Genomic DNA, 23,235 nt, shown 5'->3' on the forward strand with positions numbered 1-23,235 from the left:
TGGGGATACGCAACTGTGCCACGCGATCAGGCAACGCCTGTTCGTGTGCCTGGAGCAAGATGAAGCCCGCGTCCTGCGAGGTATGAATCCGCGCGCGGTTTGTGGTTTGGATTGTGGAGATGCCGCTGAAGTTGCGCGTGGTTTGCTGGCCTGTGCGTTTTGGACGACGGGCACACGAATCCGCCTGAGGCGGAATCGCGTGGCACATGTCGCTGCGGTCGCGTGGTTTCTGAGCGCTACTCCGCCACCTTCGCCTCCACCGACATCAGCAGCAGCCCCGCGTTGTCCACGCCCTCCGCCAGCGACCGCACACGAATGTAATTCACCCCCAGCGGCTCGCGGTAGGCCTGACCGATCCACACAGTCTCCTCGCCATCCACCGAAACCACGCAGGTACGCTCGGGCAGGCTCCACGCGAACTTGAGGGTGTGCCACTGGCCCGGCGTCAGTTTGTCGGCGATCGAAATGTGGCCATCCGGCTCAATGTTCAGCGTAAACGGCGCCTCGATATCGCCCGCCGGATCCGCCGGATCGAAAAAGCGGTCCATCAGCGCAATCCGCGCCCCGCCAAAGCCCTCGTGGAGTTTCAGGCGCAACGAGACCTCGCCCGCGACGCCCATTGGGAAGTTCCAGACCGCGCCATCGCCATCCTTCTCGTCCGGACGCCGGATCCAGAGCGCCCTCGCGCCGTCACGCTCCGGGTGATCCACCAACACGGCGCCCTGTACGCGATCCCGCCACCAGCGCTCCGCCGGCCCGAAGGGCTTGAACACCGACCAGTCCTCCAGACCGTTCTCGAAGGCATTTCGCGCGTCCGTCTCCAGCAGCCAGTCGGGATCGAAGGTGAACGTCGCGCCCGCGCGGCCCTGGCCCGTCATCACGATAACCTTGCCATTCGGCGCCAGGTACGGCATTGGATAGGCCGTGCCCCGGTCGCCCGTGCGCGGCGGCGTATCGTTCCGCGTGGGATCGCGGTACACCTCGCGGAAGCCCCGCCACGTCTGGCATTCGTCGTCGGATATCGCCGCGTGCACGATGTCGCGCCCGCCGTAGACCCCGTCCTTTCCGACGCGCCCCGGCTTCTCGCAGCCATTCCAGAACAGTAGAATGCGCTCGTCCGGCAGCCGCAGGAAGGCCGCGGGCGCATCGGTCCCCAGAAAACGCGACGGCCGCAGCGGCTCCCAGTTGACGCCGCCGTCGTGCGAGTATGACTCGTAGAGGCGCCCGGTCTCCGTGCGCGCGAGCATGTACACGCGCCCGTCTTTCAACTCGATCAGCACCGGCTCGCACGCGCCGTAACCGCTGCCGTTGTAGTCCGTGTGCCGCGGAGCCGTCAGCTGCGCCGGCGACTTATGCCACGTCACCCCGCCATCGTCGGAGTACATGCACGTGCTCACATTCGCGCCGAACGGCGGGCCCTGCGGTCGCCCGCCGATCCACTCCGCGAAGGGCAGCAGAATGCGGCCGGACTTCAATTGCAGGACGCAATTGATCGACCCGACATAGCCCTCGAAGATGCGCTGCGCCGGCTCCCACTGCGTGCCGCCATTCGAAGTTCGCACGTGCCACACATCGATGAAGTAATTGACCGCGATCTCGCGCCGGCCCTCGCCCTCGTGGCGCACCTCCATCGGGAAGAGGTGGTATTCGCCATCCTGCGCCAGCAGCGGAAGGTTCGCGCGCTTCCCCTCGAACTCAAACGTCTTATCGCCCCACGTCAAGCCGCCGTCCGACGACGTGAGCGAATAATTCCGGTACAGGTTCTCGCCCAGCCCTTCCGAGACAAACCGCTTCATCGTGCCGTCCGGCAACAGAATGGCGCCGCCGGTGCGCTCGCCCAGCACGACCGGGCTCCAGATCTCGGCGGGCGCGGGCGTTTCCTGCGCGAGACACGGCAAGAGGAACGATACGGCGAAGCAGGATAGCAATCGGGTCATTCTATCGGTCTCCATCGGGTTGGGCCCGTGGCCCCACGGGGCGGGCAACTTCCGTATCGTAACAGGTTCGTGCGCGGAATACAGGCGCGCGATGGATTGCCGGCGACAATCAGGGCAATCGCATTTAAACTCGATCTCGGAATATGGGCGTAAACTTGAGTCGATTTGGAACCTTGAATCAACGATAGTGAGCGTTTTGGAGCGCCGGCATCTGTGCCGGCAAGGATGCCAGCGCTCCAACACGCGCCCTTTTTAACATTGAAGGTGGTTCATGTGGCGCTCGGCTCGAGTTGGAAGTTTAAATGCGATTGCCCTGAGGCGACAATAACTTGACACCGGGCGCCAAACATGGTTCAATAAGGCTGAACATGATTTCAGTTTGTTCCCAGGAAGGAATCACCCCATGGCCAAGGAGCTCACACGGCGGCAGCGCGACGTGCTCGACTACATTATCGAGTGTATACGGGATCGCGGCATGCCCCCCACCATCGCCGAGATCGGCGAGGAATTCGGGATCGCCTCCACCAACGGCGTGAACGACCACCTCGTGGCGCTCGAACGCAAGGGCTACATCGAGCGGTCCTCGTCGAAGGCGCGCGGCATCACCATCACCCAGAAGGCCGCCGCCGGCCTCTACCAGAGCGAAGTCGGCGTGCTGCCCCTGGTGGGCAATGTCGCGGCCGGCGTGCCCATTCTGGCGGAGGAGAACATTGAAGGCCATGTGCCCGTCGATGCGGGCCTCGCCCAGCGCCGCGCCTTCTGTCTGCGCGTGCGCGGCGACTCCATGATAGAAGACGGCATCCTCGACGGCGACATCATCATCGTCGATCAGGAGCGCCGCCCACGCGCCGGCGATGTCGTCGTCGCGCTCGTCGAGGATGAGGCCACGGTCAAGCACTACTACCCGCGCGGCGCGAGTGTGGAGTTGCGCCCGGCGAACGCCGCGATGGACACCATGGTGTTCCCGGCCCGCGCCGTAAGCCTGCAGGGCGTGGTGGTGGCGCTCCAGCGCTCCCTGAACTGACGCGCCGCCGCCCGCGTTTGCGGCTTGTGGCCCCGCTGGGCTATGCTGTTGTCGGCGGCGGAAAACCTTTTCAAGCGGCACAGCGCGTCCGGGGGCGCCGCTGGGAGAATTGTTGTGGCTGGAGCGAAGAATGTGCTGGGTACGGACCTGCAACCGTGCTCCTTTGACCCCCTCACCGGCTTTTACCGGGACGGATGCTGCAACACCGGCGCGGAAGACCTGGGGCTGCACATTGTGTGTATACGCGCGACAGAAGAGTTCCTCGAATTCTCCCGCCGCCGCGGCAACGACCTGAGCACCCCGCGCCCCGAGATGGCCTTTGCCGGCGTAAAGCCCGGCGACCAGTGGTGCCTCTGCGCGATGCGCTGGAAGGAAGCCCTCGACGCCGGCATGGCGCCGCCGGTGGTCCTGGAGGCCACGCACATCTCGGCGCTCGAGTTCGTCAACCTCTCCGACCTCCGCGACCACGCCGTGGACGCCGAAGCGTACTAGCGGCCCGCCAGCGCCTCGCGAATCACCTCGGCCACCCGTTTCCCAAGGAACGCGGATCCTTCCGGGGTAAAGTGCACATTTGCCGGCGATTGGTGTGCGTCCAGCACGGGCTTCACGTGCCCATACAGGTCGTTCACGCGCACGCCCTCTTCCGCCATGATCGCCGCCGCCGCCGCGTTGTACTCCACCTCGTCGCCCGGAATCCGGCCCGCCGCCCCCTCGGGCACCGGCGTCGTCGCGCACCAGATCAACGTGGCGCCCGTGGCCTTCAGGCGCTCCACCAGCGTCCGGAGGTTGGCCGCATAGGTCTCCAGCGCCACTTCCCGCTCCGACGAGGCATCCAGCTGGCCGTCCTTGAGCCGCTTGAGATCGTGCAGGCCCCAGTTGAAATGGATGACATCCCATTTCCCTTCGCCGAGCCACGCGTCGAGGTTTTCCAGGCCCCGGCGTGTGTCGCCCCCGTTCACCGGAATCCGGTGCACATTCGCCGCGCCCGCAAGCGCCTCGCGAACCGCCACGGTATACCCGATCGAGATGGAATCCCCGATCAACAACACGCGCGGCAGCGCCGGATCGTCCTCCACCCAGGCAAACGCGGGGTTCGACTTCGCCTTCTCGCCGACGCGGGCCTCCCACGCGCGTTGCGCGTCCGATTTCTCGGCCGCCGCCGCAATGCCGGCCGCCAGCACGGCGACGGTCGCGAGCAAACAAACATGGATACGATACGCGCAATGGATCATGAGTTTTCCCTTTGTTCGGTCGACATTCTTCGGTCCGCGGCGCCGTCTTTTTTCGCGGACCATGGGGTATTGTATCACGCAGGGGTCCGGAGCTTTGGCGAGCCCACACTTACGCCAGAATATCACGCACCAGCCGCCCGTGGACATCCGTCAGACGGAAGTCGCGGCCCTGATACTTGTAGGTCAGGCGCGTATGGTCAATGCCGAGCAGGTGCAGCAGCGTGGCGTGCAAATCGTGCACATGCACCGGATTCTCCGTCACGTTCACACTGTAATCATCCGTTTCGCCATAGCTCAAGCCCGATTTCACGCCGCCGCCCGCGAGCCACATGCTGAAGCACGAGGGGTGGTGATCCCGCCCGTAGTTCTTCTCCGTCAGCTCGCCCTGGCAGTACACCGTGCGCCCGAACTCGCCGCCCCAGACCACCAGCGTGTCGTCCAGCAGGCCGCGGCGCTTCAGATCGACGACCAGCGCCGCGCTCGCCTGGTCGGTGTCCTGGCACTGCTCCGGCAGCCGTTTCGGGAGGCTCCCGTGCTGGTCCCAGCCCTGGTGGAACAACTGCACGAAGCGCACCCCGCGCTCCGCCAGCCGCCGCGCGATCAGGCAGTTGTAGGCGTAGCTCCCCGGACGCCGCGCCTCCTCGCCATAGAGCGCGAAGGTCGATTCCGGCTCGTCCGAGAGATCCGTAAGGTCCGGCACCGAGGCCTGCATCCGGAACGCCATCTCGTACTGTGTGATGCGCGCGTGGATATCCGCGTCCCCCACCACCTGGTGGCGGCGCGCGTTCAAATCCCGCACGGCGTCCAGCAGCGTCCGCCGCATCGCGCGGTCCACGCCCGGCGGATCGTAAATGTCCAGCACGGGGTCGCCCTGGTTCCGGAATTTCACGCCCTGGTACTCCGACGGCAGGAATCCGCTGCCCCAGAGTCGGTCGTAGAGCGGTTGCCCGCCCGACTGGTCCTTGCCGCGTGAATTCATGGCCACGAAGGAGGGCAGGTTCTCGTTCTCCGATCCGAGCCCGTAGGCCAGCCAGGCGCCGATGCTCGGGCGGCCCGGCAGCTGCGATCCCGTCTGAAACATCGTGATCGCCGGATCGTGGTTGATCGCTTCCGTGTGCATCGACTTGATCAGGCACATCTCGTCCGCGATTTTCGCCGTATGCGGCAGCAGTTCGCTCATCCAGATGCCCGCGTCGCCCTGCCGCTGGAAGTTGTAAATACTCGGCGCCACGGGAAAGTTCGTCTGGCCGGAGGACATCGTCGTCTTCCGCTCGTCGGGATACACCGACGCCGGCACGTCCTCGCCCCGCCGGTCGCGCAGGCCGGGCTTGTAGTCGAACAGGTCCATTTGCGACGGGCCGCCCGACTGGAACAGGTAGATGACGCGGCGGGCCTTCGGGGCGAAATGCGGGAGATCGGCGTGGGAAGCCGCGGCGGCGGCGCAATCCCGGTCCAGCAGTGCCGCCAGCGCCATCGCGCCCGCGCCCGCCTGGCCAAAGAAGGCCCGCCGGCTCATCCGCGTGTATTCCGTGTGCATACCAGGTACTCCCGGGGCGGCGCGCCGCCCGGTTCAATTGCGCATGATGGCCTCGTCCAGATTCAGAATCGCGGAAGCCACCATCGTCATGCTCGCGAGTTCGACCTCGTCGAAGATCGTTCGGTAGGGCCGGTCGCCGGTGCGCAGCAGCGCGCGCGCCCGATCCGGGTCGCGCGAAAAGGCCCGGTGGAATTCGGCGTGGGCGTCGCACAGCCGGGACAGCTCCACCGCGTCGGGACGCCGCGCCAGCACGCGCTGGAATCCCGCCGCCACGCGCGCTTCCAGCCCCGCGTGCTCTTCGATCATCCGCTCCGCCATCACGCGCGCCGCCTCCACGAAGACTACGTTGTTCATGACGGTCAAGGCATGCAGCGGCGTGTTGGTCAATTCATTCCGCACGATGCAGACCTCGCGGTTCGCGGCGTTGAACCCCGTCATCATCGGCGGCGGCGTGGTGCGGCGCCAGTAGGTGTACAGGCTGCGCCGGTACAGGTCGTCCCCGCAGCTCTGGTAATACTTGGCGTTGCTCACCGACTCCCAGAGGCCGGGCGGCATATACGGAAACACCGACGCGCCCCCGACCTGCTCCACCAGCAATTCACTCGCGAACAGCGCCTGATCGCGCAGCTGCTGCCCGGTCAGCCGAACGCGCGGCATGTGCGACAGGAGCCTGTTTTTCGGGTCGCGCGCCGCGGTCCCCGACGGCACGCGCGAATCCTGCTGGTACGCGGCGCTCGTGACCAGCATCCGGTGAAAGGCCTTCACGTCCCAGTCCAGGGCGATAAAGGTGGTGGCCAGCCAGTCCAGCAGTTCCGGGTGCGAGGGAAACGCGCCCTGCAACCCGAAGTTCTCCGGCGTCGCCACGATCCCCGTCCCGAAGAAGTGCTGCCAGAAGCGGTTCACGGTCACGCGCGCGAGCAGCGGATTCGATGGCTCCACCAGCCAGCGTGCCAGTTCCAGCCGGTTCGCGGGCGGCGTCTGGCCCGGCCCCAGCAGAGCGGCGGGCGCGCCCGGCGCCAGCACCTCGCTCGTGTCGGGATCGCTGTACAGCCCCCGGTTCAGCAGATACGTCGGCCGCGGCGTTTCCATTTCCGCCATTACCATCACCGTCAGCGGGTTGCCCGCCTGCGGGCGGTCCACCGAACCCGGACGCCGGTTCAGCTTCACAGGCTCCGGCGGGATCAGGCGATCCTCCGCCGGCGCCAGGTCCGGCCAGCTGTTCGGCACCCGGATAAAGGGCGGGCTGTTCCCGTTGTTGGGCCCGACGCCCCACTCGGGCACGTTGTTGAACTGCGCGAAGAGCTCGAAATACTCCCGCTGGGTAATCGGATCGTACTTGTGATCGTGGCAGCGCGCGCAGCCCATTGTCAGCCCCAGGAACACGGTCCCCACCGTGTCCACCCGGTCCACGACGTTCTCGACATGCCACTCCTCCGGAATGGAGCCGTTCTCGGAGTTGATCCGGTGGTTGCGGTTGAAGCCCGTCGCAATCTGCTGCCGCAAGGTCGCGTCCGGCAGCATATCGCCCGCGAGCTGCTCGATGACGAACGCATCAAATGGCTTGTTCTCGTTCAGCGCCTCGATCACCCAGTCGCGCCACACGTGCTGGTAGCGGAGCCGGTCGTTCTGGTACCCGTCCGTATCCGCGTAGCGGGAGGCCTCCAGCCACCCGAGCGCCATGTGCTCGCCGTAGCGCTCGGATGCCAGCAGACGGTCCACCGCACGCGCGTAGGCGTCGGGATCCGTGTCCCGATCAAACGCGCGCACCGCCCCGGGCGTCGGGGGCAGGCCGGTCAGATCCAGCGAAACCCGCCGCAGGAGCGTCGCCCGGTCCGCCCTTGGCGAAGGCGCGAGCCCCTCCGCCTCCAGCCGCGCGAGAATGAAGTTATCGATGGGGTTCTTCGGCCAGCGCGTGTCGCGCACCGCCGGAACTTCGGGCGCCACCGGTGGAATGAAGGCCCAGTGCCGCTCGTAGGGCGCGCCCTGGGCCACCCAGCGGGTCAGCAGTTCAATCTGCGCCGCGCCCAGGGCCTTGTGCGTCACCTCAGGCGGCATGCGGTCCGCCGGGTCGGTCGCGGTAATCCGGCGGATCAGTTCGCTCGCCTCTGGACGGCCCGGCGCAAGGACCGCCAGCGCCTCGTCCCGTGCGTCCAGGCGGAGCCCCGCCTCCCGCGTGCGCGCGTCCGGCCCGTGGCAGCGGAAGCAATTCTCCGAAAGAATCGGCCGCACATCCCGGTTATAGGAAACCGGATCCGCCGGCGCGGAGACAGCGCCCGCCGCCAGCAAGGCCAGGGCGGCGCATCGCAATTGGGCCATGTGCGAAATACGGGGCATGCTGCTACTTCCGGTTTACGATCTGCTGCTCCACGTATCATAAACCATACCCGCCGCACCGGAAAAGCCCCGGGGAAAACGGAGAACGCAGGGCAGCGTCTGGCCGCAACCGAAGAGGGGATCACCACGAAAGGCCGCGAAGAGAAACGGAGAGGGGCTTCAACCGCAGAGTACGCACAGGGTGTTCCTTTGCACGCGGATGGAGTGGGTGGTTGAATGAGCGCGCATTTTTGACCACGAATGAACACCAATGCACACGAATGCACCGGGAATAGCCGCTGGCCGGGGTCAGGAATTTTGACCACGGATTACACTGATGACACGGATTGAAATTGATTCCGGTCGTTGGAGCGTACCGGCGGCTTCGCGTGAATATCGATCCTTCTCCAACGTCTTTCCTTCGTACCACTATCCGTCATTTTTTGTTTTTTACCAAGTTTATTGGAAAGTCACGCGGTAATCCATTCATACAAATCAGGTTACGCAGCCGGAACGCAGGTTCGAAATTCGGCCTAATCTGTCGGCGTTGTTATGAGGAAACGCCCCGAAGCTGCATTGGCCCTTCGGGCCGGAAGAGCGGGAATCCCGAGTCCACTACATTCATCATCGCTACGCCTTGAACCACCATACAATTCGCGTTCATTCGTGTTTATTCGCGGTTCAAGTTTTTTCCATTGCGGCCAGAAGCTGCGCTGTGGTCTTCGTGCCCTTCGTGGTGATCCTCATTTTGGTTGCGGTGAGGAAAAGTGCCAGCGCATCCGCACCCCCTCCCCTTCCAAAAAAAACGCGGCCCGGAGGCCCTCCCGGGCGCTCCGGACCGCGCGCTTTTCGTGTGGTTGCGTTATTTCCCGACCTTGTCCCGGCGGGCCTTGAGTTCCTTCATGGTCGTCAGGATGATGCCCTCGTCCTCGATGGCCTGCCTGGTGCGCGGGTCAATCATCGCGAAGTAATCGCCATACAAGAAGTCCCGGTTGCCATTGATTTTCCCGATCACGTCGTTCGGCTTCGTGCAGTGGATGATCATGTAGGTGACGCCGGGCTTCAGGTTGCGAATCGCGTCCACGAAATGCGCGACCTTTTCATCTATATTGGTGGTCTTCCAGTTGTAGCTGTCTGTATGAATGTGATCGAGCACCGGCAGGCCGCCCTCCCACACTTTTTTCGCGAAGTCGCCGGCCCGCGGCGCCATCAGGATGGGGATCTGCTTCTCGATCCCGACTTTCACGAAGCGATCGATGAATTCCGGGCGGAACAGTGTGCCCATGTGCGAGTCGAGGTGCGTGATCGGCAGGCCCATTGTCTCCGCGCGATCGATCTGCGCGCGGATCTCGGTTTCCACTTCATCCGGCGTGGCGTTTTCCACCACCAGCCGCACATTGTCCGGCAGGCAGCCCTGCTCGTCGGTGAGGCCGGGGACCTGGCTCTTGCCGGCCACCGGGCCCCAGCGGTATTCGTCGTATTCCGAGGTCAGCGTCAGGTGCAGGCCCGAATCGATGCCCGGGCGCTCCTTCGTGTAGGCCAGCCAGCCGGGTACCCACGCGCACGGCATCATCACGCTCGCCGAAGTCACCAGGCCGTATTCCATGGCCTCGCGCGTGCCCTCGTTGTTCGCCAGCGACATCCCGGCGTCGTCGGAATGGATAATCAGCACCCGGTCTCCGGCGTTCCAGCCGAGCCGCTCGGCGTAGGTGGGTTCGGCGAGCGCGGGCGCGGCAAGCATTGCCGTCAGGGCAAGCAAAAGCGGAATGCGAAACATCGGTTGTTCTCCTCGTTCGTTTCGGATGGAAAAGGCCGCCCGAAGGGCGCCGGGCGGCCTTGTATACACGCGTTCAGCCGCGCCGGCCCGCGGCGCTCACTTGTCCCGCCTGCCTTCGGGCTTCGGCGCCAGGCGCGCCAGCATGGCGGCCGGGTCCTCCTCAAACTTCTTCTTGCAGAGCGCCGCGCAGAACCCATACGTTTTGCCCTCGTGCTCCGCCGTACCCACGATCGGGATGCCTTCGAGGGTCATCTTGCAGACCGGATCGATCTTGAGCGCGAGTGTCTCCAGATCGACCGATGGCGCGGCCGCCTCGCTGTCACCAGGCTCCACCGCCGGCGTTTCCGACTCCTCCGCCGGCATTTCCTCGGCGGGAGCCTCCTCCGCGGGGGCTTCCTCGGCCGGGGCCTCCTCCTCGGCCGGCGCGGGCACGGGCTCGAGATCCACCGGCGAGGGCATCGGCGTCACGCTTGACGGGATTTCGGTGTCGGCGGCCGGGGGCGTGACTTCCACGCCGGGCGAAGGCGCGGCATCCGGCGATGGCTCCGGCGCGGAGCCGCCGCAACCGTACATCGCCAGGGCGGCGGCAACAGCCGGACCAAAGATTGCTATTCGTTTCATAACACTATCCTCCAGGGGTCGCGCCGCGGCCCGGGCTTGGGCCGCGAACGGTTCTCGGATTCGGGCGCGGTCCGAAACCGCGCCAAACGTCCATTGTACCGAAAAAAAGCGCGCGATGCCCGATTTCACCAGGGCAATCGCATTTAAACTTCCAACTCGAGCCGAGCGCCACATGAACCACCTTCAATGTCAAAAAGGGGCGCGTGTTGGAGCGCTGGCATTTCGCCTGCGGCGAATCCCTGACCTTGCCGGCACAGATTCCGGCGCTCCAAAACGCTCACTATCGTTGATTCAAGGTTCCAAATCGACTCAAGTTTACGCCCATATACCGAGGTCGAGTTTAAATGCGATTCCCCTGCCGATTTCACTCTGCCCGAGGAGGAATCAGCGCGGGATCGTTCACGCGCGCCATCGCCGCGCGGAGCGCCTGCTCCAGGCCCGCGATCGCCACCTGGACTTCGGGATCCGCCGATTCGATGAGGTTGTTCAGCTCACCCGGATCCGACGCCAGATCGTAAAACTCGTCCTGGCCCGCGTTCCGGTAGTCCCGAACCAGCTTCCAGCGCGGGGTGCGGTAGGCCCGCAGGTTCCCGGAGCCGTCGAGCGAGAGGCGCTGGTCGTACTGCACGAAAAACGCGTCATTCCACACGGGCGCCTGTCCGCGCAGCAGGGGCGCGAAATCCTGCCCCCGTATCAACGCGCCCGCCGGCATCGGCACGCCCGTCAGCGAGAGCAGCGATGGGAACCAGTCGAGATTGGAGGTGGTTTGATTGATCGTTGAACCGGCCTCAATACCGCGCGGCCACCGTATAATCGCCGGGGCGCGCAGCGACGTGTCCCACAGGTTCGGCCTGCTGCCCTGGTTGTTTACGAGCAGCCATCGCCCGTTGCCCTTGTGCCAGATGCCGTGGTGCGCCATATTGTACCCGTGGTCCGAGGTGAACACCACGATCGTGTTGTCCCGCAGCCCGCGCGCGTCGAGCGCCGCGAAGAGGCGCCCCAGGTTCCGGTCCACGCTGTGCACGCTCGCCAGGTATTCGCGCGTCATCCGGATGGCGCGGGGAACATCCAACTCCGGGTGGCGCGGCTCGGGCAGCGTAATCTCCCGCTCCTTGAACAGGTCCCAGTCCGCGTCGCTCAGCGGATGCCACGTCCGGTCGCCGTCGGGCGTCTTGACCGCCGTGTTCGCGTGTGGCGCCCAGTAGTGCAATGACACCAGAAACGGCGCGCTATCGTCCCGAGCAATGAAATCCATCGCCAGATCCGTCAGGATATCCGGCGTATACCCCTTTATCTCGCGGATCTCTCCGTCAAATTCAACCTTCGGATCCTTCGATGTGCCCGGGCCGTGGCGGAAGCCCGCGAAGTAGTCGTACCCGAAATGTTTCGGGAGGTACTGGTCCAACTCTCCGACGTGCCACTTGCCGATATGCGCGGTGCGGTAGCCCGCCTCGTCGAGCGCGCGCGGCCAGACCGGAAGCGCGGGGTCGAGCCCGTTCTCGCCGTCCGGCGGGATGTAATCCGTGATGCCGAGCTCGGTGGAATAGCGGCTCGAAAGCATGCTCGCCCGCGCCGGGCTGCACACGGGCGTCGTGACGAAGTAATTGGCCAGGTGCACGCCCTCACTGCGAAGGCGGTCCAGGTTCGGGGTGATCGCGTCGGGATGCCCGCCGCCGCCCCAGGCCCACGGGCCCTGATCATCCGTCATGATGAAGAGGATATTGGGCCGTTCCTCCGCGCGCGCCAGCCCGGCCACAAGAAGCGACAGCAGCGCGAGGCCGATCAAGGCAACGCCTGTCCCGATTCGATTCAATCTCCGCATAATGGTCTCCCGGTTGGGTGTTGGCGATTGGTTCAAGGCGCGCTCGCCCACGGATCGCGGAAGCCCGCGACCTCCTTCCAGCTATCCGTCTCAATGATGGCGGCGCGATCCATGTTGGCGATGCCGAGGCTTTCCACCGTCTGCCGGTAGGCCGCCAGCGCGGAAAGCGCCGCGCCCCGCGCTTCCGCCGTCGAGGACGGGTCGTTCATGATCGCCGCCGTCTCCACACACTTCAGCGCGTGCTCCAGGCCCGCCCGCAGAAAGCGTACGCGCCCGGCGTACACCGGATCCCCCTCGCCCGCGCAGGCGGCTTCAGCGATATCGAGCATCCCGAAGCCCGAGGGAAACACCGAGGGCGGGTACAGCTCGTCCGCCACGAGCGCGTAGAGCGCGTAGCGCCGGAAGTTGCCGCCGCGCCGGGACCGGATCGCATCTGCCGCCACGGGGCTGTTCTGCGTCGCGTAGTTCTCCCAGAACTGGAAGTAATCCCGCACCGCATCCGCGGCCGGCCCGAAGGCGGCGTAGTATTCGTCCAGAATCGACTCCAGCGGCGCGTCCGGGCGCACGTGAATGCGCGCGAGCGTGTACAGGTTCGGCCCCTGCGCGGCCCACATCCCCTGCAGCGAGTCGAAGTCCGTGCCCATCATCCCGTTCCGGTGGTAGTGCTGAAAGGCGTCCGCGAACTGGCGCGTGTAGACCAGCGGCATGCTGTAGCCGTCCAGAAACCAGTTCGGGCGGTAATAGGCCGACACCCCAGTCCGCTGCCACCCGTCCCACTGCGCCTTGATCCACGCCTGCTCCTCGTCCGTCCGGGGAAACCACCCCGCCCACCGGAACCACGGCACGAAACCGATAATGATGTTGGGGTGCAACGTGACGTCCTGTGGCGCCCAGAAATAATTCAGGTACGCGTAGAAATGCACCTTCACCTCGGGGTCGATCCTGGCGGCCAGCTCGTGCACGCGCGCGGCGAATCGCGCATACCGCGCGCCCGCCTGCACCGGCTCAAAGGAGCGCTCCAGCCCCGCCGGATAAGCCGTCGAATCCGGCATCGGATCGTCCCAGGACCGGCATTCCGCGCACACGCACATGGCCGATCCGTCGCTCTCGCCGATCCCCAGGCCCAGCGGCTCGCCGGGACGCTCCGCGCGTTCCGCCGCCCAGCGCTCCACCACCTTCTCGGCCAGCGCCGGGTTGCTCACGCACATGCTCACGCGCTTCGGGCGCGACGGATCCTCGGGGCCCCGTGACCCGTCGGGATTCTGCTGAAACCATTCCGGGTGTTCCGCGCCATACTCCTCCCACCAGCCCTCGAAGGCGTGGCCGGACCCGAACTTCCGCGAGGCGAAATACGTGCCCTCGGTGCGGCCCATCCGGTGGCGCCGCAGAAACACGGACTGCTCCCGCGCGTACACCGCGCGCTGCGCCTCCGAGAAGCCCAGGCGCGGATCGCCCTCCGTGAAGCCCCGCAGCCCCAGGCTGGGACGCAACTGCCGCTGCTGGTAGCGCGGGGGTATAGTCTCATCGAAAGGGCCGATAATCAGCGCGGCCCGGCGCGGCACGACCGTGCCCAGTTCCCCCGGCCAGAGCCAGCGCACGCCGAGCGACCGTTCCAGCACCTCGTACACGCCCCAGAGCGCGCCCGCCGCGCCGGTGCTCAACGGATCGCCGGAGCCCTGTTCCGCCGCAATAAAGACGCGGCCCGGCGCCGTGCGGAGCACAAAGGCCTCCCCGGGCAACGCGGCCACGTCGATTCCGGCGTCCGCCGCGGCGCGGGTCGGCCCGATATGAATCTGATTGAGCGAAGAACGGCCCGCGTCCGTTTCCGATAGAGTCGCAAGTGTTGCGCCCGTCGCGCGCGCCACGTGATCGGCGAATTCCTCCGCCGCATACGCCACCACCGGCTCGGCGGCGTCCGGAAGGACCAGCACGGCGGCGGGGGCGCCCGTTTCGAGCACGATCGCCACGGGTTCGGCGGGGGCAATCAAGGCGGCGACCACAAGTGACAAGATAAGGACGGCGCGCGGCATGGCATTCACCTCAATGGGGTTGAAGAAGCTCCGCCCATGGTAGGGCGCGGGCGCAGCCCGCTGCAAGCGCCCCCGACCGGGCTGTATTGCGCCCGGCGCGGCTGTTAGAATGGGTCCCGAAACGGCGCAGGGCGCCGCGCACTTCAGGGCCACAAGAGGAAAAACCCATGAACACCTCGTTTTCACGACGCGATTTTATGAAGGCCGCCGGCCTGGCCGCCGCGGGAGCGACCGCGATCTCCGCCGCCCCCGCCTCGGCGGGCGAATTCACCGGCAAGATCAAGAAGGCGGTGAAGTTCGCCATGATCCAGGGCGACGGCATGTCCGCGCTCGACAAGTTCAAGCTCGCGCAGGAACTCGGGTTCGACGGCGTGGAGCCCACCGTGGGCGACAAGACCGACCCCGAGGAAATCCGCGCCGCCAGCGAGGCCACCGGCCTGCCCGTGCACGGCGTCGTCAATGGCTCGGTGAACGACATTCCCGGCGCCATCGATCGCGCCCTGCTCTATGGCAGCAACTCGGTGTTGCTGGTTGCGGGGCGCGTCAGCGAGGAGAAGTCCTACGCCGACAACTACACCGAGACCCAGGCCATCATCCGCGACGCGATCCCCTATGCGGAAGAGAAGCAGATCATGCTCCTCGTCGAGAACGTCTGGAACAACTTTCTCCTGAGCCCGCTAGAAATGGCGCGCTACCTCGACGAGCTCGAAAGCCCCATCGTCGGAGCCTACTTCGACATCGGCAACGTTGTCCGCTTCGCCTGGCCCGAACACTGGATCCCCGTGCTCGGCCACCGCATCAAGAAGCTCGACGTTAAGGAATACAGCCGGGACAAGCAGCTCAACGAAGGCCTCTGGAAGGGCTTCGAGGTCGAAATTGGCGACGGTTCCATCGACTGGGCCGCCGTCCGCCGCGAACTCGCCGCCATCAACTACACCGGCTGGGCCACCGCCGAAGTGGGCGGCGGCGGCCGGGAACGGCTTGCGGATATCGCCGCGCGCATGGACAAGGTGCTCGGGCTCGCATAGGTGAGGCCCGCCGAAGGGCCGTCAGGCGGTTGTGGTCACCGGCAACATGAGCTACATCGAGGGCGCGGAAGGCCCGGATGGCAGCCACTACGACTACTTCCTCACCGGCGAGATTGCCGAGGAGTAGCGTCTTCCTCGCGGATGACGCCGGAGCCGCGACGGTCGCCTGGAAGGCGCCGGGGCGCAATCAAAGTAATGATCACCACGAGGGGCGCGGGGCAGCTTCTGGCCGAAACCAATCAAAGTTGAACCGCGAATAGACGCGAATGAACACGAATGAAGAAAGGGCCGTCTCGCTTTGGGAATCCATAACACTTTAGCGGAATGAGACACGCCCGGTGTGATAGCATGTCTCGGTCAAGAGTTCGTGAATCGAGGGATCGCGGACATTCCGCGCAATGGGAGCTCGGGAAATAAAGCAGCGTAAGAGGTTTGGAATAGAATCCCGGCGTTCCCAGGAGCGGAAAGCATTGTAGAACCGCGCCTCTTCACATACACATCGATCACGATACGTCTTGCGCTCGTCCTGCCGCGGACAGGAATGTCCGCGATCCTTTGCCGCGCTTCCTTGTATTGTGGTTTACTATATATATTAGTTATGTGTAGAACTACTCCAAACGGCTAATGAGGCGCCTTTATTTCATTTACCTATAATGGATGTTTTTCATTTTCTCGCCAAAAAGAGACGAGAAAATGGCGGAGAGTAGTACGGAAAGGCCCCACCCGCGCCATCTTGGCGGGTGGGGCCCTTCCATTTGACCGTCTATTTCACTTCAAGCAGCACCGGGGCGGAGGTCGCCTCCAGCTCGGTGTTGTAATACGCGTACACCCGCGAGGCCGGCGTCTGCACCTTCAGCGGGAACTTCGCGCGCAGGCCGTATTCGAACTCCAGGGTGGCGTTGCCCGCGATCTCCTCGAAGTAGAGGATCACCTGGCGTCCGGCCACCTCGAAGCGGCTGATCCGCTTCGATTCCACCAGCTTCTCCAGGTCCGCGCGCTCCACCGCAAAGCCCGGGGGAATCCCCAGGTCCACGATGGTCATCTCGGTCTGGCCGGGCATGTTGTTCTTCACGGTCACCTTCGCCGTGACCACGTCGTTCACCGCGAGCTCGGTCTTGTCATAGTCCACGCGGATGCTGAACGGCTCCTCCGTCGGACGGCGCTGGCTCCACGGCGCGTAATGCCGCCCGACCACCTGGTAGAGCATGCTCCCTTCGCCGCTGAACTCGATGCGCACCCGGTTGGCGCCGCGCCGGGTCTGGGCGCCCGCGTCCACGAGCCGCATAACATCGGCGTTCTCCGCCGTGACCGCAAACTCGCTGACCACCGCGTCGTTCACAATAACCCGGACCTTCGCGTTCACATCCTTCGACTGATGTTCCAGCGACAGAATCAGCGCCTTCAACGCGAGAATGGTCGATTGCGTGGACCCCCAGTGGCCGCTCGCCTGCTTCTTCTGAATGAGCCAGGTGAGCCCCTGGGTCGTCGTGTCGCCGTAGCGGCCGGCTTTCATAAACGCGATCAGCGCCAGCGCCGTCGTTTCGACATCCGCCGCGTCGCCGTGGGTAAACGTCACCGACGCCGTACCCTTCCAGTGGGCCGTGTCCCCCTCGGTGACGCGCATGCCGTGCAGCTTTTCGAGGACCGCCGCGGCCGCCGGATCGCTCTTATCCCAGGACACCAGCGCGTTCGCGACGAGCGCCAGCGTGTAGGCGTCCCCGGCATCGCGCCAGCGGGCTTTGATAAACTCCATCGCCTTCGCGAGCCCCGGATCGCGCTCCCCGCTCGTGACCAGGGCATCCGCGATATACGCCGTTACCAGCACGTCGCTGCCCTGGATATTGCCCCACGACTCCGCGTGCAGGTAGTTCGCGTCGGGCTTCCAGCTGCCATCGCTCTCCTGCTGCGCCAGGAGCCACGCGCGCGTCCGCGTCAGGACATTCGGATCCACCTCGTGGACCGTCGCCATGTCGTAGAACTCCTTGAGGCCCCACGCCGTGAGCACCTTGTTCGCAGGCGGGTCGCCAAACCAGGAGTAGCCGCCGCCATCCACCTCGTAGGTCAGCAGCCGCTGATACCCGGCGTTGATGAAGCCCTCGGCTTTCATCTGGATCTCGGGGTTAATCTGTTCCGTCGCCTTCAGGTACTGCACAATCAGAATGTTGGGATACGTGATCGAGCTCGTCTGCTCGAAACAGCCCGAGGGCATCTGGAGCATGCTGTCGAGCCCGTCCACGATCTGGCTGAACACGCCGGGATACACGCGCGCCAGGATCTTCTCCGCCCCCGGCACGCTGCCGTCCGGGATCATGATTGTGTGGTCGACGGTCGCCGAGAGCCGGTCGCTGATGCTTTCTTCCACCCGCTCGCCGTCGGGCGCCACCTCCACCTCGCGCCGGATCGCGTCCTGCATGGTCTCGCCGTACGCGAACACGGTCAGCTTGTGCATCCCGAGTTCCTTCACCTGGATCGGGAAGTACATCGACCGCACCTCGCCCGCCGCCATGGTCACCGTCACCTCGGCGTCGCCCTCGAGCGCGAACCAGTCCGCCGTCTCGAAGACCAGCCGCACGTCCTGCGCGTGGTCCAGGTAGTTGTAGAGCACCACCGGAATCGACACGCGATCGTTCTGCGTGAGGTACACCGGCAGATCGATATCCACGAAGAACTCCTGGAACACCCGCAGCGGCGTCTCCGTGCTGCCGAGCGCGCCCGTCGCGCTGGACGCCATCGCCGTCATGCGCCACGTCGTGATGCTGTCCGCCAGGCCCACCGCCAGTGATGCGCGGCCCTGGCCGTCCGTCACCAGCGCGGGCTCGAACAGCAGTGTCTCGGGGAAGTACTCGCGGATGCGCGGGGGCGCGCCGCCGCCGGCGTCCGAATCCGCCACGCCCGCCGCGGCCATCTCCAGCGCCATCGGCGCGGGCGCGGGCATCGCTTCCGGCATCGCGTCCATCATCACACCCGCCTCGCGGGCGCCCTTGAAGAGCGCGATCCCGCGCCGAGAGGGCTGGGGCGCGCCAAAACCGCCGCCGCCCAGTCCGCCGCGGCCGAAGCCGCCGCCGCCAAAACCGCCCCGGTTCAGGTGCGCCTGGATCCACGGGGTCTGCGGGGTAAGATCATCCGCGGTCTCGGCGATGCCGTCGGGCCCCGCCGATCGCATCTGGAACCAGCCGGTGTTCTTAAACTCGCTGAAGTCGAGCAGGTAGCGGTTGCCCCACGGATCCTCCAGGTCGCGCGGCGCCACGTACTTCTGGCGCAGCAGCACCGCTTCGAGGTCGCCCGGCACATTCCAGTTGTGCCGTTCGAGATAGCGCTGCACCGCCTTCGTGATCCGGTCGAAATCGCCCGCGAAACGCTCGGCCAGGGCCGCCTCCGCCGCGCCGCGCTTCGCCGTGAAGCTGTTCTGCTGGATCGGGGGCGCGGGCGGCGCCTCCGCCGACGCCAGGAGCACGCGGGCCGCCTCCTGCTGTTGGTCATCCCAGCGCAGCGGCTCGTTTCGCGGCAGGGGGACCGGCGGCGCGGGATCCTGGATGATCGTGTCGAGGTGATACCCGTGGATCTCGTAGCGCGGCTTCATGATCTCCTGTTCCAGCGTGAAGTAGATCTTCTCCAGGCCGGGGTGCAGCTCCTGCAACGCGAACACGCTCTCGTCCACAATCGCGATGCCCAGCGCGGACGGCGCCGGGCGTCCCTCGCGATCGGTCACCGTGAAGTTCAGCAGCGCCTCCTCGCCCGGGCGGTAGCTTTCGCGATCGAGGGCGATGCCCAGGTGAAGCTGGTCCGCGGGATTGATGTAGATCAGCCGCATGTCGCGAATCAGGTCGGTCGTGGGCGAAAAGATGTACGCGTGCAGCACCGCGCTGCCCATAATCGCCGGGTCCAGATCGATCGCCAGCGAGGCCTGGCCGTCCTCAATCGTGCCCGCGTGCGTCAACACCGTCTGGCCCTCACGCACAAGATCGAAATACACGTTGCCCCGCTGTTTGGTGGTCACCACGTCCGCGCGCAGGGTGTCGCCGGCCTGGTAGAGGGTCTTGTCCGTCCGCACCAGGATGGCGTCGCCCGACGACTCGGACGAGAGCTTGGCGGTGTGCGCGTGGCGCCGCCCCGACGGGTCCTGAACCGCGATCCGCAGTTCCGTATCGCCGGCGCGCGGCGTGAAGCGCAGGGTCGCGATGCCCAGCGCGTTGGAGGCCGCCCGGATCGCGCCGTCAAGCTGTCCGCTCTCCACCGTTACCGCCGCGTTCGCCACGGGGCTGCCGTCGGGTTCCGCCACCAGGATGTACACCGCGTTCTCCACCCCCGGCGCGAGCCGCCCGCCCTCCGCAATCGCGTGGACCTGCATGTCGGCCGCCGCCACCGGCTTCATCACGGTCTTCATTTCGGCGTGGTCCGCCGTATCCGTCACCTCCACCTCCAGCCGCACCGACGCCTGCCCCTGCTCCAACTCTGTGCCCACGAAGTGCGCCGGCAGCGGCAGCGAGAAGGACCAGTGGCCCTGGTCATCCAGCGCGCCCTCGACCTCCGCAAAGGTCTCGAAGTTCACCGCGAACGCGGACGCCGTCACCTTTGCGGCGCCGCCGGCCACGGGCTTGCCGAAGAAGTAGTCGGACTGAATCTCCCCCTTCAGCGTGTCGCCGGGCTTGTAGGCGTCCCGATCCGTGCTGACCTTAATTTCGAACTTCGGCAGAACGTACCGGTCCACGACCACCGACTTCTCGCTCTGGTCCTCCCCCAGGATCGCCCGCACGATGTAGCTGCCCAGGTTTACCTCCGTCGCGAGCTGAAAGCGCGCCGAGGCAATGCCGTAGCGGTCGGTGTCCAGCGACTCCTTGAATACCTTGTTGCCCTTGCCGTCCAGCACCTCGAAGGTCATCGGCAGTTCCGCGGCGGGCTTCAGATCGCCCGCGTTCAGCGAGAGAGCGCGCATTTCGATGAACTGCCCGGGCTGGTACTGCGGCTTGTCGGTGGTCAACAGGATTTTCGACTTCCGCCGCACGGTGACGGGCTGCTCCAGCACATCTTCCCCATAACCGCCCGCCGCCATCCGGATCTCCACCTGGCACGTCCCGGCGAGCGCCGGATCCACGGTGAAGTGCGCGTCCAACGTCCCGTTTTCACCGGTTTTGCCCGAGAACAGCGGGTGGCGCACCGTATCGCGGATCAGCGTGATTTCCGCGTCGGCCCCCGACACCGGCGCGCCGGTCGCGTGGTTCAACGCGACCACCTGAAAGGAGGCGCGGCTCCCGGCGAGCAGTTCCGAAAAGCCCACCAGCCGGGTTTCGAGCTGGGGGAACACATCCACGAAGAGAAAGCCGCCCTGTTCGCGGGCAGCCCCGCCTCCCAGGGCGTAGCGCACCAGGCTGTCGGCGTACTGGTCGCCGCGTAGCGCCCCGCCCAGCGGCAGCGCGATCGAATTCGCGCCGGGCTCCAGCGTCACCCGCTGCGAAGCGTCCAGCCGCACCTGGCCCGCCATGCTCTGGATCGTGACGCGGAACAACTCGCTGGATCTCACGTCGCGCGGGTTGTGCAGCGTGACCCGGGCGACCATCCCGCCCGATTCAGGTTGGATCTCGAAGGATTCCCGGTCCACCCGGCCCGGCGGGGGGCTTTCCTGCGCCAGCACCGGCGCAAAGGCCGCACTCAGCGCCCAACCAGTCCCCAGCCAGGCCACCAGGCCCGCCAACATGACAAACGGCATTGCCTTACAAATACGCATCGCTCCAACCCTCCTGGCGTCGCGGCGGTGATTCGCCGCGCGGGCTCATTCGGCTTCTATACCGAAGTAACGGCTACAGGTTGCCTCGCGTCGGCTCGGAAGAGCCCCGCGATATCCAGTATGACACCGCCCGACGGGAAGGGTTCGAAGAAAATGGAGGGGACTGGCTCCCGAGCCCCAGTACGCGGCGCCGCGAAGGCGTGGAACGTCCACCAGGAAGCGAGGGTGCCTGTACCCGTGGAGAACCTTTGCTTTTGGGGTACAGCCGTTCATGACGCGTTGCGTCAGTCGTTAAGGATGAAACGCCGGTTGCTTCGCAACCGGTACACAGCCGGGACGGCTGTGCCACGTTCTTTGCACGCTTCACCTTGGTTCTCAAGAGTACCTTTGAAGGAATGTGGCACAGGCGTCCCGCCTGTGTCTGGAGTTTCTACCTTATCACGCAGCTGCGGCGCTTGCCATTTTTGTTCTTGACGTGTTTATGCCGAGTGGTTGCAGCAATTGGGGCTGTTCGTCCATCTCTTTGCGCAGCAATGTGATTAGGTCGAGGCACGATGGGCGTGTCGCGTGCTTTCTCCATCGTGGGAGGGGTGCGTATTTGCCATTTCGCTCGGGCCCGAAGGCCTTGAGGGCGGCCAGTAGCAGCGCGCTGTAGGCGGCGACGGCCAGCGGGGGCTGTTTGGGTACGGAGTTTGGGTTCCAGAGCTGGGCCTGGCCGACGCCAAGGGTGTCTTTCTCTTCTCTGTGGTTGACTTCGATCTGCCAGCGGTCGAAGTAGATCTGGAGTAGTCTTTGGGCGGCGTGAACCATATCGGTACAAAGCAGGTAAGCCGGCTGGCGGTAGTAGCGCTTGCTGCTTTTTCGCTTGCGGTACGGGGTAGGAGCGACGACGAAGAGGCGCAGGGGGAGTCGGCGCGCGCCGCCTTGCCAGTAGAGGTTCTTGATCTCCTTGTAGCGGACCTTCCGGCGTTTGCCGCCGTAGAATATTTTCGTGGTCGCCCAGGCGATGGTGTCGTCCTGGCGTACTTGCTCTGGGGTAAATTTCTCCTGGGCATAGAAGCGCCGTGAGCCCTCCGGGGCGCGATGGCACAATTTGGCATTCTTGCGGGTGCGGGCGATGAGTTGGGTGCGGTCGCGTTCGGCCCCGAAGACGGTGCGGTTGCAGAAGCTGCCATCGAGGGACGCGACCAGGATGTTCTTCGTGGCGCCAGCGGCGTCCAGGCTGGCGCGCAAGTTGCCTATCATTTTCACGCAATGGGTCGAGAGGTTATTCTCTTTGCGGCTTTGCTTGTAGGCTTCCCAGTCTTCATCGCTTGCCCTCTTGCCGGGTTTTCTGGCGGGGGAAGACTCCTCGAAGCGCACAGGCAGTGCGCGGCAGCTGAAGGGGCCGGCGTGGTGCAGCGGCACGAGCAGAGAAGCCTGCAAGAAGCGCAAGCCCAGAATGAGGTTGGTATGGAAGGGCGGGGACAGGGGGTCGCGCTGGTGAAAGGCCTGGACAATACACCGGCCGGTCTTATGCAGCTTGGTGTCGTCGATGGCAACGCCCACGAGCGGGCCTCCGCACAAGGGCAATGCCCCATCCCAAATAGGGTCAAAAAGCTGTTGAGGGTCCCACTTGGCGCGCCCGTACAGGTGATACTCGGCTTGCCACGGCAGATTTTCCCGGCCACAGGCCCAAAGCGCCCGCGTGATCGTGCGCCGCCCCAGACATACCAGAGACCCCAGTCCCTGCCGCACCGCGCGCACCGCAGTGCGCTCCTGGGTAAAAGCGTCGCGCCAGCGGGCAGTAATGTCGAGCCACTCGTGTAAGAGACTCATCGCCTGCCCCCTTCGAGCCCGAAGGTATTCTTGTCCGTGCGGACAAAGCGGTCCCCCCGGGCCACCTTCTTGGTAAGCGAAGAGACCAGGCTTTCCCGATCCACGCCAACCCCAAAGGCCCTGTCAATGCGCTCCAGAATCTCACTGACATGAAGGGGCTGACCGGCCTTCAAAAGTATGTCATACGCCATATCTACTTGCGACCTACCTTTTCTGGGCCGTAGCTTCTCTTGGGGATCTTCTCCCTTGCGCAACCGGCGCACTGCCCGAAGCTGCGCATCCAAGCCTTGTTCCATAGCCTCCAATATCGTATCGCGCAACTCATCATTCATCGTGCAATTCTCCTGTCTACCTGACAAGATTAAAGCACAATA

Annotated in this window: 14 protein-coding genes; 3 read left to right on the plus strand and 11 right to left on the minus strand. The window is 65.1% G+C overall.

Annotated elements, in window-relative coordinates; translation table 11 throughout:
- Positions 1-236: 236 nt before the first annotated feature.
- The gene (locus KF886_07540; GenBank protein ID MBX3177194.1) at positions 237-1,937 is read right to left on the minus strand and encodes an exo-alpha-sialidase; all 1,701 of its coding nucleotides are present in this window, start codon (positions 1,935-1,937) and stop codon (positions 237-239) included.
- A 403-nt stretch (positions 1,938-2,340) separates the two neighbouring features.
- Between KF886_07540 and lexA the strand changes: the two genes are divergently transcribed.
- Both lexA and KF886_07550 read left to right on the plus strand, forming a co-directional pair.
- The gene (gene lexA, locus KF886_07545; GenBank protein MBX3177195.1) at positions 2,341-2,961 is read left to right on the plus strand and encodes a transcriptional repressor LexA; all 621 of its coding nucleotides are present in this window, start codon (positions 2,341-2,343) and stop codon (positions 2,959-2,961) included.
- Between the two features lie 42 nt (positions 2,962-3,003).
- On the plus strand, positions 3,004-3,453 hold the full coding sequence (locus KF886_07550; protein ID MBX3177196.1) for a DUF2237 domain-containing protein: 450 nt from the start codon (positions 3,004-3,006) through the stop codon (positions 3,451-3,453).
- Here the strand turns inward: KF886_07550 and KF886_07555 are convergent.
- The 7 genes from KF886_07555 to KF886_07585 form a co-directional block, all read right to left on the minus strand.
- Positions 3,450-4,193 carry an SGNH/GDSL hydrolase family protein gene (locus KF886_07555; protein MBX3177197.1) on the minus strand — a complete coding sequence of 248 codons (744 nt, stop codon included), beginning with the start codon at positions 4,191-4,193 and terminating at the stop codon, positions 3,450-3,452. The genes KF886_07550 and KF886_07555 overlap by 4 nt on opposite strands.
- A 109-nt stretch (positions 4,194-4,302) precedes the next feature.
- Entirely contained in the window at positions 4,303-5,730 is a 1,428-nt protein-coding gene (locus tag KF886_07560; protein ID MBX3177198.1) for a DUF1501 domain-containing protein, read from the minus strand.
- Between the two features lie 33 nt (positions 5,731-5,763).
- Positions 5,764-8,064: a PSD1 domain-containing protein gene (locus tag KF886_07565; protein MBX3177199.1), complete on the minus strand. Its 2,301-nt coding sequence runs from the start codon at positions 8,062-8,064 to the stop codon at positions 5,764-5,766.
- 841 nt (positions 8,065-8,905) lie between these two features.
- Entirely contained in the window at positions 8,906-9,820 is a 915-nt protein-coding gene (locus tag KF886_07570) for a polysaccharide deacetylase family protein (protein MBX3177200.1), read from the minus strand.
- Between the two features lie 96 nt (positions 9,821-9,916).
- On the minus strand, positions 9,917-10,183 hold the full coding sequence (locus tag KF886_07575; protein ID MBX3177201.1) for a YHS domain-containing protein: 267 nt from the start codon (positions 10,181-10,183) through the stop codon (positions 9,917-9,919).
- A gap of 622 nt (positions 10,184-10,805) precedes the next feature.
- Positions 10,806-12,263, minus strand: a complete 1,458-nt coding sequence (locus KF886_07580) for a sulfatase-like hydrolase/transferase (GenBank protein ID MBX3177202.1) — start codon at positions 12,261-12,263, stop codon at positions 10,806-10,808.
- A gap of 32 nt (positions 12,264-12,295) precedes the next feature.
- The gene (locus KF886_07585) at positions 12,296-14,293 is read right to left on the minus strand and encodes a DUF4838 domain-containing protein (GenBank protein ID MBX3177203.1); all 1,998 of its coding nucleotides are present in this window, start codon (positions 14,291-14,293) and stop codon (positions 12,296-12,298) included.
- A 167-nt stretch (positions 14,294-14,460) separates the two neighbouring features.
- On the opposite strand from KF886_07585, the gene KF886_07590 reads away from it, so the two are divergent.
- Positions 14,461-15,321: a TIM barrel protein gene (locus KF886_07590; protein MBX3177204.1), complete on the plus strand. Its 861-nt coding sequence runs from the start codon at positions 14,461-14,463 to the stop codon at positions 15,319-15,321.
- A 763-nt stretch (positions 15,322-16,084) separates the two neighbouring features.
- Here KF886_07590 and KF886_07595 read toward each other — a convergent pair.
- The 3 genes from KF886_07595 to KF886_07605 form a co-directional block, all read right to left on the minus strand.
- A complete protein-coding gene (locus tag KF886_07595) occupies positions 16,085-21,043 on the minus strand; it encodes a hypothetical protein (GenBank protein MBX3177205.1) in 4,959 nt (1,652 codons plus the stop codon).
- A gap of 438 nt (positions 21,044-21,481) precedes the next feature.
- Positions 21,482-22,861 carry a transposase gene (locus tag KF886_07600; protein MBX3177206.1) on the minus strand — a complete coding sequence of 460 codons (1,380 nt, stop codon included), beginning with the start codon at positions 22,859-22,861 and terminating at the stop codon, positions 21,482-21,484.
- On the minus strand, positions 22,858-23,193 hold the full coding sequence (locus tag KF886_07605; GenBank protein ID MBX3177207.1) for a hypothetical protein: 336 nt from the start codon (positions 23,191-23,193) through the stop codon (positions 22,858-22,860). The genes KF886_07600 and KF886_07605 overlap by 4 nt, the downstream gene beginning before the upstream one ends.
- Positions 23,194-23,235: the final 42 nt, after the last annotated feature.

The sequence above is a fragment of the Candidatus Hydrogenedentota bacterium genome (genome assembly GCA_019637335.1).
Taxonomy (GTDB): domain Bacteria; phylum Hydrogenedentota; class Hydrogenedentia; order Hydrogenedentales; family JAEUWI01; genus JAEUWI01.

Bases quoted from the DNA above. Each gene is read 5' to 3' on its own strand.
- KF886_07550 (MBX3177196.1), top strand. From the start codon at position 3,004: ATGCTGTTGTCGGCGGCGGAAAACCTTTTCAAGCGGCACAGCGCGTCC.
- KF886_07595 (MBX3177205.1), bottom strand. From the start codon at position 21,043: ATGCGTATTTGTAAGGCAATGCCGTTTGTCATGTTGGCGGGCCTGGTG.
- KF886_07540 (MBX3177194.1), bottom strand. From the start codon at position 1,937: ATGACCCGATTGCTATCCTGCTTCGCCGTATCGTTCCTCTTGCCGTGT.
- KF886_07580 (MBX3177202.1), bottom strand. From the start codon at position 12,263: ATGCGGAGATTGAATCGAATCGGGACAGGCGTTGCCTTGATCGGCCTC.
- lexA (MBX3177195.1), top strand. From the start codon at position 2,341: ATGGCCAAGGAGCTCACACGGCGGCAGCGCGACGTGCTCGACTACATT.
- KF886_07555 (MBX3177197.1), bottom strand. From the start codon at position 4,193: ATGATCCATTGCGCGTATCGTATCCATGTTTGTTTGCTCGCGACCGTC.
- KF886_07575 (MBX3177201.1), bottom strand. From the start codon at position 10,183: ATGCCGGCGGAGGAGTCGGAAACGCCGGCGGTGGAGCCTGGTGACAGC.
- KF886_07585 (MBX3177203.1), bottom strand. From the start codon at position 14,293: ATGCCGCGCGCCGTCCTTATCTTGTCACTTGTGGTCGCCGCCTTGATT.
- KF886_07605 (MBX3177207.1), bottom strand. From the start codon at position 23,193: ATGAATGATGAGTTGCGCGATACGATATTGGAGGCTATGGAACAAGGC.
- KF886_07565 (MBX3177199.1), bottom strand. From the start codon at position 8,064: ATGCCCCGTATTTCGCACATGGCCCAATTGCGATGCGCCGCCCTGGCC.
- KF886_07590 (MBX3177204.1), top strand. From the start codon at position 14,461: ATGAACACCTCGTTTTCACGACGCGATTTTATGAAGGCCGCCGGCCTG.
- KF886_07570 (MBX3177200.1), bottom strand. From the start codon at position 9,820: ATGTTTCGCATTCCGCTTTTGCTTGCCCTGACGGCAATGCTTGCCGCG.
- KF886_07560 (MBX3177198.1), bottom strand. From the start codon at position 5,730: ATGCACACGGAATACACGCGGATGAGCCGGCGGGCCTTCTTTGGCCAG.
- KF886_07600 (MBX3177206.1), bottom strand. From the start codon at position 22,861: ATGAGTCTCTTACACGAGTGGCTCGACATTACTGCCCGCTGGCGCGAC.